This is a genomic window from Streptomyces sp. NPDC001890 (genome assembly GCF_042891445.1).
Classification (GTDB): domain Bacteria; phylum Actinomycetota; class Actinomycetes; order Streptomycetales; family Streptomycetaceae; genus Streptomyces.
Window position 1 is genome coordinate 103,926 of the sequence record NZ_JBIATE010000016.1, and the last position, 18,420, is coordinate 122,345.

Below are 18,420 nucleotides of genomic sequence, written 5' to 3' on the forward strand. Positions count from 1 at the left end.
CCCCGGCCCCGGCGCCTGCCGCAGAGCAGGATGCCGCCGCACGTGACGTCTCGTCGACTCTCCTCAGCCAACTGAGGAAGCCCGGCTACACCGAACGGGCCGGCCGGTGGACGGTTGCCGACCTCGAACCGCGCCCGGACGGCTCCCCGGTCGAAGTCCTGCTACGCAAGAGCGGCGAGTGGGCTAAGGCCGTGGAGGTCAAACCACACATTCTGCGCGACGAGCTCGGCCACTTTCACGGGCTCGAAGAGGTGCTGGCCTGGCGGGACGCCACCCAGCTCGTGACCCTCCTGGACCGTCGCGAGCGCGCACCGCGCCCCGGCGCGGCAGCCCCCGTTCTCGTGCAGGACCGCACACCCAAGCCTCCACTCTTCTCCAGCTCGCCCCAGAGCATGACGGTCGCCGAGCTCGAAACCCGCGCCACGGACCTGGAACAGTGGCTCAACGCGTACGCGGCACAGGGCGACACCGGACCGAGTGTCCGCGCAGTCGAACTGCGCGATGCTCTGCGCGCCGAGCTGGAACAGCGCCGCCAGCAGCAGAAGGACGCCGAGCAACTCGGCGGCCCGGACGGCTTCCGGCGCGACCTGGACGCCCTCATCCTCGAGGCACCCGACCCCAGTGGTGTCCGGGGCGTCATGCGCAACAGCACCCGCCTGGGCACCATCGTGGCCAGCGCCGAGGGCTTCCACTTCGTCGCGGACGGCCAGCTGGCCCTGGCCGAGGGCACTGCGTACGCCAGCCCTGAGGGCGCCGCAGTCGCCCTCAGCCGATACCTAGCCGGCGTCCCCGAGGACCAGCCGCTCCACAAACCCACCACCAAGCCCGCCCCCGCCCCGGCCCCGCGCTTCGTCCTCACCGACGAGGACAAGTTCGTCCATACCGCTGATGGCGTGATGGCCCGCGCAGCGGACGGGAAGAGGATCCCAACCGGGGCCGACGCCAACATGCTGCTCAAGGCCCACCTGAGCAGCGTCGTCCGCTATAAGGCCGACCCGGACCAGCTCAGCCAGCGGACAATCGCCGAGCTGTGCAACAAGCACGGAAAGCCCGAGGCCGGAACGCACCTGAGCTCGGACGGCCGCCTCGCGATCATCACCATCAAGGAGGAGTGCTACGCGGTCCGCGCGCCGGACCGGCTCACTCAGGTCTTCGGCCCCTGGGGCGAGAAGATCAAGACCCGGGAGCGGGCCAACCGGATCGCGGACGCCGTGGAAAGCATCCGCGACGCTGAAGGCCACCCCTTCCCCTGGGACATGGAGAACCCCACCTTCCGCGCCCTGCAGATCAAGGCCGTCCACTGGAGGGACCAGTACGGCCACGACATCAAACAGGCGATCCTGCACGCGCTGGTCACCCAGGGCCTTGACGAGCGTGACCGCCGTTACGCCAAGGAGTACTACGACAGCACCGGGGAACGCCTGAACGCGCCCACCCCCCAGAAGGCGCCCCGGCCCGCCCCCGAGCAGACCGACCCCTCTATGCCGAGCCCGGCCGCCTTCGAGATCACCACCGTCAAGAAGGTCCTGGGAGAGGTGGCCGCCGCGGACGGCACCTTCTGGTGGAAGGGAGAAACCAACAACCCCCGGACGGACCAACTGCGTTCGCACCTGGTGCCTCTTGAGGTGCCGGTCCTCGTCCGGATCCGGGAATCCGCCGACGAGAAGGGCGCGGACCGAGGCTGGGTCCGGGTCCTGGACGCGGCCACCGGTGAGCCGCTGCTGACGGCCACCGGCAAACCCTTGATCGTCCGATCCACCAGCCACGTTCTGGTGGCCTCGCCCCTGGCTTCCGGGGAGACGGCCTCAGGACAGCGGCGCTTCGTCTCCCTCGGGCAAGTCCGCACCCACCTGGTCAACGACAAGATTCCGGGACTTTCCCCGGGACGCCGCACCGAGGTGCGCAGGATCGCCCAGGACCGCGAACTGGTGGAACTCACCGATGACGGGCAGTTCGCCCTCCGCCGGACGGAAGACACCTACGAAGTGATTCCTGCCGGCAGCGGCCTGCCCCTCGACGGCCTGCTGACCAACCTCTACCTCAGCCCCCAGGCTGCTCGCGACCTTGCTGTCTCCCCCCAGCCGCTGGAGGGCTTTCCGTCCCTGGAGGAAGCACGCGCCTTCGCGGGTCGGCTCACCGAGCTGCAGACCGCGAGCGGTGCGCCGATCGACTGGAGCAACCCGAGGTTGGGCGTCCGGTTGAGCGCCCCGGACATCGTCCACCTCAACCACGAGATCCTGGAGGAGCGAGCCCACCACGACCGCGCGAACGGCAACGCCGCATCACCCAGCGACACCATGTGGCAGCTGTTCGAGGACCAGGCCCAGCGCTCCGAGCTGAGCGCTGACAGCCTCCGCTGGGCAGACACGCTCACCCCTGGCGACTGGGTCTGGCTGAGGATCAATGACGAGGACAGGGCCTGGGAGGTCATCCAGTGCGACGCCACCGAGTTCGGCACGGTGGCCATCACGCTGGACGACGACAGCACCTGGCACCTGCCCCGCAACCTGCCCGTACAGCACGCGGGCGATGACACCGTCCTCGACGCAGACGGCGAGACCATCGGCCTGCGACTGGACGCCGAATACGTCCTCGATGACGACGTCATCGAATTCGACCTCGCTCCCGACGGCACCCCGCTCGCGCCGACCGGCGCTGCCGGAACGGCCGCGGCCGGCACCCTCCGCATCCGCGGCCGCGCCATAGTGACCCACAACCACCCCCACGGCGACGGCGAGCGTACCTACCTGATGGACGCCACGATCGTGAACGGCGCCGACATCCAACCGGCGTCCGTCGAGTTGGTCACCACAGCTTTTGCACTGCCCGAGCACGTCTACCGGCTCTCCCTGCGCGCACCCCTCGTACAGCAGGAGGCACAACCGCGACCCACCGCCCTGGCTCGGCAGTTCGACCTGCCGAAGCAGGAGGAGGACACCGAGTTCGTAGAAGACCTGGGCTTCCGCTTCCCGATCCGCTTCGCCGAAGAGCTCAACCTTTCCGCCGAGCTCCTAGCGGAGCTGAAAGCGGACCCCGACCTGAAACTGGACATCGACGCAGAGCTCGAAGCGGATCTGGAACTGGCAGCCGAAACCGAAGCCGCCGCTGAGCTGGAGCTGACGTCCGAACCGGAGCAGGAGACAGGTTCGGAGGCCGACGAGCAGGAACCCGAACCCGAGCCCGACCGCCAGGAAGCGGCGGAGCCGGGGAACGTGACGGCGTTGCCGGCCCAGCTTTCCGAAGGCGAGCAACTGCGGCGGAGTCTGTTGCGTCTGCTGCGCGACGCTGCGGCGCCGTCCATGCCCACCGAACACACCACCCTCAACAACTCCCCGCTGTACGTACGCGTCGCCCACAGCGCCCGGCACGGCCGGGTCCTGCAGTTCGGCTTCGACCCCAACGCCCCCCGCGCAGCGGCACAGTTCACCGGAGCCGATCTCGAAGGAGCCAGCGGAGAACAGGTACTGAACGCCGTCCTGGCCCACCAGCCCCAGGTACAGGCCGAGGCGGCGCCCATCGACCCAGAGCAGTTGCGTGAGAACCTCCTGCAACTCATGGACGACCCGGCTGCACCCAACCGGCCGGCCCTGCACGGCAAAATGAGCGCCCTGGACCTGTATGTGGCCGTCACACCCCACGCCGAGCACGGACGCGTGCTGAGCTTCGGGTTTGACCCCGAGGCGCCACGCGCGGCCGCGCAGTTCACCCGCGCCGATCTCCAGGGCGCCACCAACGACAAGGTAGTCAAGGCCGTCGAGCGCTACGGCTCGAAGTTCGTCCAGGACCTCGTCGACACGGATCGGGCCCGCCGTGCCCGCGACCTGCTCAAGGCCGGTGCAGAAGCCCGCCAGTCGAGCGCACTGTCTCCGACCGTCCGCATGAAGCAGGAGCGTCAGCCACGACCGGACGAGCACGGGCGGCAGACCGCACCCGTCTCCGCCCCGAGTCGCTAGCGGCCACAGACCGCCTGGGGGAATCAAGCACAAGATTTCCGAGCCCCGGATCCCCCCAGGCGGGAGGGCAATCTGCGCACCGCGCTCCTACTTTCCGTGATCCGTAGCGTCGAAAGGCACTTGACCTGCCCAGGGGAAGCAGGCGGCCTCGCCGCCACCCGTGATCGTCAACGAGGTGACGAATGGCCACCGCTCCCGAAGAGTTCCCGCTCCCGTCGCACCACCAGCCCGCCTGGAGCGGCGACGCACCCTCAGCCCTCGATGGCGCGGCCGAGGGCGCCACGCGTGACGCCGATGTGCCACGAGCACCGGACACCACCGCACAACCGCCCTCCACACCACGGGGCCCGGGCTGGAGCGGCGAGCAGGAGCCGCCCTCCGCCTTCGCACCAGTGTCCTCGTGGTCCAGCGACCCCGACATTCCCGCCGCGCTCGCCCCCTCCACCGGAGCACGCACGCCGACCGGCGCCGAGAGCGATCTCCGCCCGGCTGAGGGCGGCGCCGGAGAGTGGGAGACGGACGATGTGCCCTCCGCGCTGGATGCGTCCGGCACTGTCGCCCCCGGCTGGCATGCAGAGGCCCCGTCCGCCTTCGCGGACCTGCCGACGCCGCCCGCCACCGGGTCGGGGTGGACGGCGGATGAGCCGCCTTCCGCCTTCGCTGACCCACAGCCCCACCCCTGGGCTCGTGCGGATGCCCCCTCCGCCCTGAGCTCTCATTCCGCTGTTGATCAGGCCTCCTCATCCACACCGTCCTCCAGCGCCTCACCGGAGCCGGTCACCGAAGTCAACCCAGCAGCCCGACCGACAGGCGCGTGGGAGCAGGACGACGTGCCGTCCGCTCTGGCCTCCGGGCCGGACTGGGGGAGTGACGACCTCCCCTCGGCGCTCCAGGCTGCAGACGAGGCCGTACCCGCATCCGCCGGGTGGGCAGCAGATGTGGACGAGATCCCCTTCGCGCTTTCCACGAGCGAGACGCCCCCAACTCCTGGGTGGACGGATCCCACTGACGTGCCCCGCGCCCTCGCGCCCCCCGCCGCTGCGCAGACGGCAGTCCCCCCGGCCGGCGCGCCCGCCCCTCCGGAACCAGCGGTCCTCGAAGGAACCGGCTGGGGCACCGAGGAAGCACCGCCGGCTTTCGCCACGCCCGACCCCACAACAGGATGGGCGGCACCCGAAGAGGTCCCCTCGGCCTTGGACCCGATCACAGACGACAGCCCGATGCCCGACGCTGGAGCTCCCAAGCCACAGCCTGCCGCCGACGGCGTCAGCGATCCCGGAACCTCGACCCTCCCGACCGCACCGCGCACCGGATGGGCCCAGGAGGATGCACCGTTCGCCTTCGCCGCCCTCGAACCCCTGCCCGGCTGGTCTGGCGCGGAGGACGTTCCACGCGCCTTCGCGGCCGAACCAGAGCAACCAGCCCGCCCCGCCTTCGCCAGCTCGCCGGGCCGACTCCCGCTCACCCGTGCTGAAGGCGTCGGCCAGAGCGACGGCCGCGTGACCGCAGGCAACGGACGCACCGCGGCACGCAGCCCCCGTACCAGCGGGAGGCAAGCAGCCGATGCCGACGCCCGCGGTGACCCAGACGCACCTACCCGCACTACCGCACCCGGGCTCGCCGGCGACACCGTCCCCGAACGCCCAGTCCCCGAAAGGCGCCCCGCGCCGCACGGCCTGGCCACAGCAGGCACTCCGCCAACGGAAGGGGTGAAGGAAGATGCCTCATCCGCGGTCGGGAGGCCGCCTGGGCCTTCCAGGACGGTCGCAAGTGACGAGACTCCCTCCACTTCCGAGCCGGAGGGGCTGGGCGCTCGGCAGCAGAACACTGGCGTCCAGCAGACGCAGGAGCCCACCCCGGTCGCCACAGGCCACGGGGCGGAGAACGACGTGTCCGCAGCTCTGGGCCAGGGGCCGGAGGAGCTCGACCAGGAAGGCCACATCGCAGCACTGATGGACGTGGCCGACCGGGCCTTTCAGGACGCGACGCAGGCAGACGCGGGGGCGTTGCGAGCGGCGTCGCGTTCCTCGACTCGCGCCGAGGAACGGCTGGAGGCGGTCATGCACGCCACCCACGATCAATGGCGCGAAGCTGAACGCCACTACGGCCTGGCACATGAGGCGCACGCCGAGGGACAGAGATCGCGCCTGGAGTACCACGCGTCTGAGGTAGTCAGAGCAGCGGTGGAGACCCAGCGGGCGGCTGGTGTCGCCACCACTGCAGAGGCTCTGAAGAACATCGTCGAAGGGCTCAAGCCGGCTACAGAGCAGGCCCGGCTGGCGGATACGCGCGAACAGCTGAGTGCGAAGCTCGCCCAGCTCGAAGCTCAGGACGACAGGCAGCTGACCGCAGTGACACGCATGGACACTGCCAACCGCGACCGGCTGCGAAGTGACCAGTGGCACGCCAAGGGGACGGTTCCCGAGCTGGGCTGGTGGCCAGCACTCGCCGCAGACATGACTCACGCGCTCGAGGGCCGCCTGTGGCTGGACGAGACGGGTGCCGCGCGGCTGCTGAGGGAGCCGGCAGGGGATCGGGTCGTGCCCGGACGGAAGGTGAATGCCGAGCGGGTTGCGATGCTGCGCGCGGCCGGGTTCCTGGTGACGGACACAAGGACCGACACCTCGACGCTCCTGCGTTCCTCGACCATGGGGCGCGAAGCGTTGTACCTCGCGACGCTGTACCCGGAGGGGCTGCACGAGGATGAACGCCGCGCCTATGAGGCGCGGTACGAGCAGTCGCGTCGGCCGTGGATGAACAACGAGGAGCGCAAGTCGGCGGCGCGGCGTCTGCCGCCGCTGGACCGATACGTGATGCGCGCTGTCCGTGAGAAGCCGGTGCTGCTGGACGGTGACCAGGTCCCCCAGATCAGCCCGGAGGATGCTGCCCGGCATGCCGACGAGGCGCAGTTGGCGCAGAATTTCGCGCGATGGGTGGCGATGAGCCGCGGCGAGCGGCCAGATGCCGTCCACGGCCTCCGTATGGCACAGGCCCAGAGCCTGGAAGCGGTGGCCCGCACCGTGGGACAGGACGCAGCCACCGGCGAAGTGCAGTCCGCTGAGCAGCCGTTGAGTGAGATGTTGCCGCCGACTTCGGGCGACAACGGCCTCCCAGCGGGCCCAAGCGAGGGCACCACGACTCCCGATGAGGAGCACGAAGACGCCATGGGCTCGCGCGCCGCAGATGAGACGTCCACGCGACCGCTGCCTGCAGAGAACGGCGATGAGTACCCCCAGACAGAAGGTTGGTCTGGCGACGCACCGTCGGCCTTGGCCGCGACGCCCTCCGCTGCGGCTTGGGCCGACGATCGGGTGCCGGCAGCGCTTGCCGAGTCACCCAGGTCCCAGGAGGATTCGACCCGTGACTCGACCGCGCAGCCGTCGCCTGCTGACGAGTCAGGCGATTCGGCGCCCGCAGCCGAGAGTGCGGGGAGCAGCACGGCCGACGCGAGCAGAAGCGAGCCCGACTTCGAAACACGACGGCGTGAACGACTGGCCAGTAACGTGGCATACGGGGCAGTCCTGGGGATCGACCCGAGTGCGGGGGAGAGCTACGAGGGGTACGCCGGCCGGTTCGACGGCGACTACGACATCACCCTGCCCAGCGGCCGCTACTGCTATCGCGCCCCCGGATTCGATCGCAAGAACTACAGCGTCCGGTACATCCCCAATCCCGCCTCGACCACGAACTCCCAGCGAATCGGGGCGGTCAGCCACCCAAGCGAGATCATGCCCATGATCCGCAGGCACGCCGCCCGGCATGCCGACAAGCGTGATCCGCTCGTGGTTGAACTCGATGAGCACGAGCGGAACGCTCTGGATGACGTAGCGCGCGGTGTCATTTCCCGTTCCCGCGGCGAGTGGTACCGCCACAACGGGCAGGGCATCGCCACCCAACAAACCTATGAGTGGACGACCCGTGCGCTGTGGACCCTGAGCGCACTCGGTCTCATCCAGGTACCCACGACCGACCCCTACCGGCCAGGCACCCGCTTCGCGAGGCTCTCCGAACTCGGTGAGCGGCGGCACAGCGCGCTGCGAGGAGAACCGGAAGCGGAGCGGCAGCAGCCGGGCGTCCAGGAACGGACGGTGGTCGCCGAACCGGCCTTCGGCCAGACACCACAGCTCGGTGATCAAGATGCCGGGGCGGTTACGACCGCACCCACCGTCCCTACTTCGGAGGCACCACTCGCCCAATCGGCGAGCGGCCAGAAGACCGTGGGCGCGCGGACGAGCACGGCCCCGCTTCCAGCGACAGCGGCTGGTGCCCGTCCTTCAATCATGCCCCCCCACGAGTCGACCGCCACGGAAGCCCCCGTCGGGCGAGACGCCGACAACACCCTGGCCGATGGCCAGGCCGAGAGTGTCCCGGACTCCACCGAGGGCCCGGCCGTCGACCTGACGCCGAGCACAGCTGACACCACCGCACCCAATTCCGGAGCGACAAGTCGGACCGTGGCCAACCACGTCCCCCGCCCCCAGCCGGCTGACCGCGAGGAGCCTTCCCACGACCAGGGGGAGCTGTTCGCCGTCCCTGAACCGATCGCTGCGACTACAGGCGCCGAGCCCGAGGCACAATCCGCTGCCACGGTCCCGGCGGATCCTGCAGAGGGCGAGCCACCATTCCCCAAGCTCACCCAGGCGGCAAGCCGCGCCCTCTTTGATATCGCCCGAGGCGACATCACCGAGGTCGATGGCATCTTCATGAAACGGACCTCCACCCGCGGCACCATCGCGAAGGCCCCTTCTCAGAAAGCAGTCAATACCCTCCTGGACCAGGGACTGGCTGAACGTGCGGGCCAGCACATCTCTTTGTCCGAGCGGGGCACCCGCTGGTTTTCCCACCACAACATCAAGCTGCCGTCCACCGGACTCAGGGACACCTCGGCGCTCGATGCCTCGGTGCTTCCGCCGATCGACTACACCCCCCTGCACCACCTTCCCGTAGCCGACGAGCAGCCAGACCGCATGCGGCCGCCCGCACCGAACCCCCCGCCAGCCGACTGGCCCACCCGATCCCGCGCGCAGTCCGCAGCAGAGACCCAAGCGATCAAGGAAAAGGCGACTGCGGCTCGGGCCAGGGCCGCCCAGTCCACCACCCGCGCCCTGGTAGACCTGGCAGCGGGCACGGAGAAGAACAGCCAGTGGGTGTGGCGCAACCAATACCCGCTGGCCCAGTACGACGAGAATGCCGCCGCCGCACTGGAACGCCTCACCGATCCCGCCGCGCACGCCTACGCCACCCGGTCAGTGCACCAGCTGCGCACCGCCATCGAGGCTGTGGGCCGCGTGGCGACCGCGGACTACGTGCAGCGCATCCTCGGCGCCGGAACCGATCCAGTGGCCATGGACAAGGTCTGGCGGACCACGGCCGGAATCCAGGCCGATGACACCTATCGCCACCGCATCCGGGGCACCGTCATCACTTATCTCAACGCCATCGGCAAGCACGCCGAGGAGGTCGGTCTCGACTGGCAGGCCATCGTCGACACCCTGGAGGACGCAGCAGGCTGGAAGGGCGGAATGCAGCCGCTCACCCTCCGCCATCAATACGAGCACGCCTACTTCCCCGACGCCGAGCAGACCGCTGACGCGGCCGCCTTCGTCGCAAAGGCACTGCACGACTACGCGCTGGGCGAGAGCGACGCGGTCGATGCCTGGGCCCACCTGCGGGACACCTGGCGGACCATCGAGCCCCGACCCGCTCCGGTCGCAGTCGCCACCACCACAGGCGACGCCACGGTGGCCGCCGACGCGCCGCCGATCCAGAACGTGCCTGCGACTCCCGACGGACCGGCATCCAGCCTGACCACCACCATCGGGCTTACAACTGCCGCACCCGAGGCCACGCCGGATGCCATCACGCAGGGTGGCTTCGCTGGTGTCCCCACTCACCTCAGCGAGACCACACCAGCTCCCGCGGACCAGGACGAGGAACCCGGCACGCCCGATACGGAGCAGGGGGTGCCCGTTCCGGACGTGACAGCCACCGCCGAGCCCGGCGATCGACCAGTACCTGCGACCCCCGGACCGAACGGCCCGCCGCGCCCACCGGCCGCCCAACGTGAGGAGAGCACCGTGGCCACCAACGCACCGCCGAGCGCGGCCTCACCCAAGGAACCTTCCAGCCCTGGCCAACCCGCCTCTGGGGCGGTGCCGTTTGCCTGGCAGACCGCGGCGCCCTACTCGAACGCGGTCGCATACACCGCCGCCCACAAGGCCCTGATGACAGAGCTGGACCAGCACGAGCAATGGCTTGCGCACACTCCAGCCGCCGCGGCGGCCGCCGCATCCCTGGACAGCACACGCACCCTCGGGATCCCCGGCCTGACGGCGCTGCTTGCTCTGCAGAGCGCTCTTCCGCCGGCCGCGGGGAGCGGCAGCCGGCTCACCGGCCTCGCGAACCTGCTCGGCCACCACGTCCGGTGCGCTCAACTCAGCCTCGCAAAGGCTTACTTCGGCCAGGCGGGACGCGCCAGCAACAAGAAGGCGCTGCGCCGTCTATATGAGGGGGCACGGGAGGGACGGTTCCTCGATCTCACTCACCAGACCCAGGCCGGTGAGATGGAGCTCGGCCACTACCTCGATCACCGCTCCCAGCAGGTTCCCGAACAGCCTGCGGTCGCCGAGTACCCAGCCGAAGTGACGCGCGAAGCGGCAGAGGAGGCCACGGTGACGGCTGTAGACCACGACGACGACAGCGAGATGCCCGTATTCCAACGGCCCGGTGAGGTCTACCTGAGCGCCGGGGAGGCGGCGCCGCACCTGCACGCCCACGCCCAGACCATCCTGGCCAACGGCACCAGGGGTATCGAGCTGCTCGCTCACATCCACGGTCGCCCGGTGTACGTGATGGTCGCCGAGGGACCCGAATCGGACCCCTCGCTCTACCTGGGGCTCGCCCTTCGCGGGGAAGCGAACGAACGAACCGTGCACATCGGGGCGGACCAGCTTGCACAGGTCACCCCCGATGAGCTGCTTGCGGCAGTGACCGAGTGGATGAGCACCAGCGATGACGGCGACCGTCCGCTGCTGGACCACGGGTCCTCCGCAGCACCCCGGACAGCACCGGGCCCGGCCGCGGTGCAGGGACAGGTGGGCCCGGTCGAAGCGCAGCAACCCGCACCGGCCGCCGCGCCCGACGAGCAGGCAGCGATGAACACCGATTCCACGACAGCACCCCAAGACGCTGGGGCCGAAGCCAACGAGCCGCAGGTCGCTCAGGACCCCGCCGAACCCCCTGCCTCCGCACCCGCCTCGGCGGCCAAGGCCGCAGCCCCCGCAACGGAGAGCAACGTCCCGGACTTGGCAGCCACACCTCCGGCACAGGAGGCCCAGGCCCCTACCGTGTCCGGCGAGGCCACCAGCGAGGAGCAGGCCGCGCCGTCGGCGGCCACCGCTGCAGCCGCGCCCCAGGCGGACTCCGCGACCGCAGTGGAGGAACCGCGGGCGCAGGCCGATACCCAACAGGGAAAGAGCACGCCAGCCGCCCCCGCGAAGGTGCCTACGCCCGACACGGCGGCCGCCGTCGAGCAACTCACGGCACTGGTCCGCTCCGCCCTCACTGACCTCGGCATCACTCTGGAGGCGACGGGCGTTCTCACTGCCGAACGCGCCGTCGTGATCACCCTGGAAACCAGCGGCACCGCAGAGCAGGACCGTAAGATCACCGACAACCTCCGTCCTGCACTCCACAAGGCGATCCGCGAGCACCCGGACCACGGCCTCGCCGCCTACCGAGTCGACTTCCAACACACCCCCCAGGTAGGCCAGGGGGCGCTGCAGGACGCCCCCGGGCCGGCAGCGAAGTCCGTGGCGCGCGAGCGGCTGATCGCCGCCAACGAGGCGGCAGCGAAGCTCTTCATCGATCGTCTGCAGAACGACCCGAACGCCCAACTGGCCCGCACCTACCTCACCGAGGAACGGCAGCTTCCCCCCGACGTGCAGGAGGAGTGGGGCCTCGGCTACGCGCCGTCCGATGGCCATGCCGGACGCTGGGACGTAGCTGTGTGCGCGCTTCGCGATCAGGGCTTCACGGATGAGGAACTCCTGCAGGCGGGCCTGGCGAAGCGGAGCCCGCGCGGCACTCTCTACGACCCCTTCCGTGACCGCATCATGTTCGCGATCCACGACGAGCACGGGGACATCGTCGGCTTCAGCGGGCGGCGCATCGATCGGCCCGGAGAGAGCGAGGCGCAGGCCAAGAAACGCGGGGGACCGAAGTACTACAACACCTCGAACGGCGCCCTGTTCAGCAAGGGCGACCTGGTCTTCGGGCTTCACCACCCCGCCCAGGCGCAGGCCCTGGCCAACAGCAATGGGCCGCGGGTCAGCGTCGAGGGCTATCTCGACGTGATTGCTGTCGCGCGAGCCGCCGCCACCGTGCCGCTCGACCAGCGGCCGGTGGCCGGCGCCCCGATGGGCACCGCCTTCACCGAGCGCCAGCTCACCGCCCTGCGGGGCCTCGACACCGACAATCCGCGCTCCCACATCGCGTTCCTGGACGCGGACGCCAACGGCCACAAGGTCCTGCTCGACAAGTGGGACCTGTTTGTGCAGGCCCCCGGCGAGACGACGGTGACCAGCGCCTCGGATGCCAAGGACGCTGCGCAGCTGTGGGAGGAGGGCATCAAAGCCGACGGTGACGGTGCCACTCCCGTGCTGCGAGTCCTGGAACAGCATCAGCCGCTCCTCAACGCCGCCGTCGAGGCAGTCTTGATGAAGAACGCCGACGAAGCCGAACGCACCGACCACGCCTTCGACGCCGCCAAGTTCTTCCAACGCACTCAGGCCATTGCAGCCGAGGCCGCGCGCTATATCCACCAGACGGTGCAGACACAGGCCCCCGGCAACACGGCCGCGCTGGAGCAGGCAGCGCTCGACTGGGCCAAGCGGCTAGAACAGGAATGGAGCATCCCCGGGCACATGACCGCCACCGCAGTGCTGCTCGGCCCGGGCAAGCACCATGAAGACTACGAGAACGAGGTCTACGAGCAAGCCCTGGACCTGCTCGCCGCAGACCCCGAGGGGTACTTCGCGAACGACCCTCGTGTCCGCAGCCGCCAATCCGCCGCCGAACCAGCGCCCGCGACAGCACCGGCAACCCCCGACGGCACAGGACCCACGGCCGCCCGGCCCGGCCAGTGGCCTGCCGGGACACGCGCGAGCGGCCCTGTGACCTCCACCAACACTGCGGCAGACAAGCAGGCCCCCGCCCATGGCGAGCTGAAGCTGAGGATGGTCCTGCCCTCACCTGTTGACGGACAGCCGGTCGAGTACACCGACCGCACCACCGCCGCGTACGCCCTGCAGATCGCCGTGCACGAACGTCTGGGCCAGCACACCGCAGAGAGCCCCGAGCCAGGCCGGCTGCCTCAGCCCCTGAAACTGGGCACTGTCTACGGCGTCGACCTGAGCACATCGGGCGATGACCAGACCAGCGATGACCCCACCGTCGTGGTGTGGCTGGGCACTTCCCGCAATGACTCGCTGCGCATGTCGTACAGCCGCTTTGTCGAGCTGACCGCCCCCGAGCTCCTTGCCGCGGTCGAGTGGCGCGCGGCCCAGGCGGCCGGACGGCTCGGCGCCCCACTGAGCCAGACCTGGCGGGACGCGGTGCGCAGCATCCTTCCCGGGCAGTTCCCGGCCCAGCCGACCCCCGCCCGGCTCGCCGACCTCCTCGACACGATCGCCCACGGCCCCGACGGAAGCGCGGAACGGACCCGGCACCGCGCCGAGCAGGCCCTTGCCCTGTACACCGCCGGACACCCGGACCTTGCCCTCAACGTCCTCGCGGCCGACGACCACATCTGGGTCCTGCGCAACGACGGCTCCTGGATCCAGGAAGAGACCGACAATACCGAGCTGAGCTGGAAGGAGCTCGACAACGGATTCAGCCAGGAGGCAACCGAGCTCAACGACATCGCCGAGGCCGCCGCCGCGCTGCCCCCCGGCGACACGGTGCCGATGCCGATGCCGGCCGACCTCACCGTTGCCCACCACAGCGCTCACGAAGCCCTTGCAGCACTGCGCCCGTACTCCATCGGCCTGCCCAACACCTGCTACGAGAAGATCACCGACGTCGTGGCCCAGATGGACGCAGGCGAGCCCGTCCTGCGCCGGCTGCATGGCCCGGACGGCGAGCAGCTGATGAACCGGGCCAAGATGTCCTTCGTCCGGGTCCTCGAAGGACTGGCAACGGTCGCCTCCAAGATCAAGCTCACCGGACTGAGCACCCGCCTGGAACGGACCATTGCCCGTCTGCGCGGTCAGGACCCCGCGTCCCTGCCCGCCTCGCGGGCGGTTCGCATGGACCGGCGCATGCAGGACCTCGCCCACATTGAACGCGACCTGGAACGCCGCATGGCCACCCCCATCACGCTCGACGAGCGCGGCGAACTCCAAGAGCAATGGATCACCAACCATGCACGATGGCGCGCCCGCTACGAACAACTCCACGGTCAGCCACCGCACACCGACTTCCTGCCCGACAACGGCCTAGTCGCCGGCGCCCCACCCATTCCCAACCAGACCGCTGCGCACCGCATCCTTGTGAATCGATTGCGCGAGCGGGTCAAAGAACTGCGGGACACCGACCCGCACACCAAGGAGGACGGCAACCCCTACGACCCCACAGCCGACCTATTCAACGGCGTCGCCTGGGCCTACCAGCAGCGCCTGATCGGAACCGTCCCCACGGACGACGACCCACAACGTCTCATCCCTGCATCTCAGCTGAGGCGCGCCGCCCTCATCGTGACATCCCACCAGGAAGCCTCCCCGCTGACTCTCCGGCGCGCCATGAGCGTCACCGCCGAGCGCGCCGACCGCCTGTTGCACCGCCTAGAGGAACAGCAGATCCTCGGCCCCTACCGCGCCGATGCACCCCGGACCGTCCTGGCACGCCCCTCCGACATCAGCGCCCTGCTCGCCCGCCCCGCCACCCCGCCTGCCCTGCGTAAACCGGCGCCCGCGCCAGCCGCTGCGGGTGCGGAACCCGGCGGGGCATATTCCAGCGGCCTCGATGAGGCCCGGATTCGCGAGTTTGTCAACAAGTTCCTTGCGGACAAGTACGAGCGTAGCGAGACCCATGCGGAGCCCGAAGCGGCCGACCGCACGGTGCGGGCACCCCGGGTGCGCAAGAACGCGCACAAGGAAGCCGAGACAAACGGACTCACAGCGAGCCATCCCACCTCCCTCGCACCCACCCAGTCCTGATGCGGAGATCCCCATGACGACACCGACCCCGCTATTGACCGAACCCAGGGCGCCTGTGCCCACATTGTCCCCCGACGCCCCGGCGGCCATGACGGAGCAGGAGCTCGAGAACTACGGGCGCAAGATGAGCCCCAAGCGCGACCTGCTCTGTGCACGAGCCCTGGACGGCGCGGACGCGCCGCCCCAGGCAGGCCCCCGTGATCTGACCGGCATCCACGCCGCGATGACAGCCGTGGAGAGCAGCCGGGCGCAGGCTTACTACTGGGGCCAACCCGACTGGCACGCCATCCGCGACATTCGCCAGCAGGTCGATGGTGTTCTCGCGCGCCTCAACGAACAAGCAGAGACCAGACCGCAGAGCGCGATCCACGCAGCCAAGATCACCACCCTGGCTGCCAGTCTCATCGCCCGGCACGCCGCCAAGGTATCGGCTGTCCTCAACGCCGGTGGGCAATGCGACACCCCGGGGGGCCATGCCATGCGCACCCTCACCAGCGTTGCCGAATTACACGCAGCCCAGGCCGCCGGTCTCGACTCCGTGCAGGCCCTGGACACTCCTCGTCTGCTCATTGCTCACGTGCACAAGCTGACCAAGGAACTACGGCAGGCCGAGGAGTCCCTGGAACCCGCGCAGAATCTGGGCGTAGCCGATTCAGACGACCTGGCGCTGGACAGCGCGCTGTCCAGTGGTGCGGGCGCCGACCCCGAGCTGGTCGAAGCCTCCCGACTGATGAACGCCCTGAGCGAGCTTGGTGGCCGCGCCCGCAGAGCGGGTCACCGACTCACTCTCGACGTACGGCTGCATGGCATGGTGGAAACCGTCCAACTCCGTGGCTTCGAGATGATCTCAGGAATTGCGCGAACCGTCATGGGGCGTTACGACGCCCAGGGCCGGGGCACCTCCGGGCGCCGCAACATCGCCGCCGTGATCTTCCACTATGCCGAGCAACGCCTGGAACGCATGCGCGGCACCCTGGGCGCGGAGGAGCAGCGCGACTTCGGCCATTACGAGACCGACCCGCCCGAGCGGTACATGGACACGCTTTACGAGAAGTCCCGCTCTGTCGGCCAGAAACTGCGCGACAAGGACATCACGCCGCAGGAACGCACAGACCTGCAGATTAGCTTCCTTCTCGCCCAGAAGGAGATCGCCGCCGCCGGCGTCGACGGCGTTCAGGAATGGGGCACCCAGGTCAAGTTCCCGCCCGATAGTTTTGTGGCCGGGATACAGCCCGACAATCCGGTCGAGACCCGCCTCGCCCTCATCGACGCCCTGCGCCGCCGGGTGGAAGACAACCCCTTCCACCGCGAGGCGCAGTACCTCAACAAGGTCGCCGACCGGTACGCCCAAGAGGTTGCCGGGCCACCGGAACTCACTGCTCAGGCCCTCCAGGCCGACCTCAGCGCCGACCAGGTCCGGGCAGCGGCCTCACATCTGGTCGAGCAGCGCACGATTGCCTCACCGCTTGCGCTGAGCGAGACCGCCGAGTTGGACCTCACCCACGCGCAGGCGGAGCTGGCCCTGGCCGTGCTTCAGACCCTCAAGGTGGTGAGCCCGCCCAATGGTCTTAGGCCGCGCGCAACCCTCATCCGCTCTCGTGACCAACTGCCTAACCAGCTGGAACTGGAACTGCGACTGCCGAGCCTCCTTGAGAATCAGAAGAAGACCGCAGCCATCTCGGCATCCACAGCCTCTGACCTCCCGGCCCCGGCGGCGAAGCCAGAAACGGCCCCATCAGCCGAAGCCGCCACCACGGCCGACCCCGAACAGTCACCTGCAACGACTGCACCCTCTCATCTCGCCCCTGCGGCGCTGGCGCCTGCGGCTCCGGCGCCCGAACTCCCGCGCCGGGACCGGTCAGTCGAGCGCCGGCACCCGGGCAACCTGCGCCCCCGCCCCGCCCCTGTTGTGGAGGCCTCGACCGACGAGGACCTGGCCAAGCTGCTGGAAGGTGCCAAGGACCAGATCGAGGCAGTGAGCCAGAGAGTTATCAACGGCGAGGGAGTCCGTGCCGCCGCCTATCCGGCCCCCGCCGAGGCCACGCCGATCAAGGCCACCGACGTAGACGAGGCACAGCACAACGCCCAGAAAGCCCAGCAGACCGCCGCTGTCGGCGTGCGCTGACCACCGATGGACAGACCTCGATATGAAAGGACGTCTCAGATGGCAGACAATCACCTCGACGAGAACGCGCGACTGGCGAGGCTGCGCGTGCAGGGGGAGGAGCGCCGCAGGAGGGGGATGGCCGCGACCCTTCGCCTGGAGCGGCAGGAACGCCAGGCACATGAGGAGGCGCATCAGGCGGAGGCGAGCCAGTCCGAAAGGCAGCAGTACGCGCAGTTGCCTCAGCCCTCGTACACCGGCATTCGCTGAGCGGAGGCGGCTGGCGGGGCCGCACCGAACGTACGGTCCCGCCGCATCGCCCCCGGGCCTGTGGACTCAGCTCAGGCGCGGCCCGGTCCGCCATCCAGCGTGCGATGCCCTCGTAGGCGTCCAGAGTCCGCACATCGTGCGGGCCGAGCTGTTTGCCGTGCGCTGGTAGGCCCCAGCGCCAGCTCGCCCTGCGCCGCGCACTGACCCTGATCGAGAGTGTCATCCCCGTCCCCCAGGAGGCGATTGCCACCCTGGAGAGCAGCACTCGTCCCGCCCTGGCCAAGAAATGAGCACTGCCCGACACCGCTGTCACACCCGCCTGGTACAAGGACCTTCGAGGTCACCAGGCAGCAAGCCTGGAGCGGGCGCACCGGCACACAGAGGAGCTGATCGCGATCAAGCGCAGCCTCGGCGGAGACACGGAGGACGTTCACGATGAACTCGCCGAGCTCCTCGGCGACGACGACTCCATCGAGACGGCGGACCCCGAAGCCGACCGGGAGACGGCCCACCAGATCATCACCGCCCTGGCCACGGCCTACTCGCTGCCGACATCCGTCCGGGACAGCCTTCCGTCCGCCCCGTGACCGGCCCGGTTCGTTCACCACTGGACCGCAGAGCGAGCAGAACCGAGGGAGGGAACGGGTTGGAAGCCGCGGACCTGAGCGGGCTCCGCGTCGACCGCCGCCGGGCCAGCTGGCGCGCCACGGGCAGTCGAGGATTCGGGACCGCACGAACGAACTGACCCCCGGGCGGGGGGGCCCCCCGGCGGGGGGGGCCCCCCCCCCGGGGGGGGGGGGGTGGGGGGGGCCCCGCCGGGCCGAGGCGCCGCGCCCCCCCGGCGCCGCCCGGGGGGGGCCCGCCGCCGGCGCCCCGC

Annotated in this window: 4 protein-coding genes (1 of these 4 cut by a window edge); all 4 read left to right on the plus strand. The window is 69.6% G+C overall.

Annotated features, from left to right (window positions below):
• Positions 1 to 3,953 carry the 3' portion of a UvrD-helicase domain-containing protein gene (locus ACFYY1_RS30125; protein ID WP_388591194.1) on the plus strand. Its footprint begins 24,385 nt before the window's first position, so the window shows 3,953 of its 28,338 coding nt (coding positions 24,386–28,338); its start codon lies off the left edge, out of view; the stop codon is at positions 3,951 to 3,953.
• Positions 3,954 to 5,842: 1,889 nt separating this feature from the next.
• Positions 5,843 to 15,169 carry a hypothetical protein gene (locus ACFYY1_RS30130; RefSeq protein ID WP_388591195.1) on the plus strand — a complete coding sequence of 3,109 codons (9,327 nt, stop codon included), beginning with the start codon at positions 5,843 to 5,845 and terminating at the stop codon, positions 15,167 to 15,169.
• Between the two features lie 13 nt (positions 15,170 to 15,182).
• Positions 15,183 to 17,294 carry a hypothetical protein gene (locus tag ACFYY1_RS30135; protein WP_388591197.1) on the plus strand — a complete coding sequence of 704 codons (2,112 nt, stop codon included), beginning with the start codon at positions 15,183 to 15,185 and terminating at the stop codon, positions 17,292 to 17,294.
• A gap of 39 nt (positions 17,295 to 17,333) precedes the next feature.
• On the plus strand, positions 17,334 to 17,543 hold the full coding sequence (locus ACFYY1_RS30140; protein ID WP_388591199.1) for a hypothetical protein: 210 nt from the start codon (positions 17,334 to 17,336) through the stop codon (positions 17,541 to 17,543).
• Positions 17,544 to 18,420: the final 877 nt, after the last annotated feature.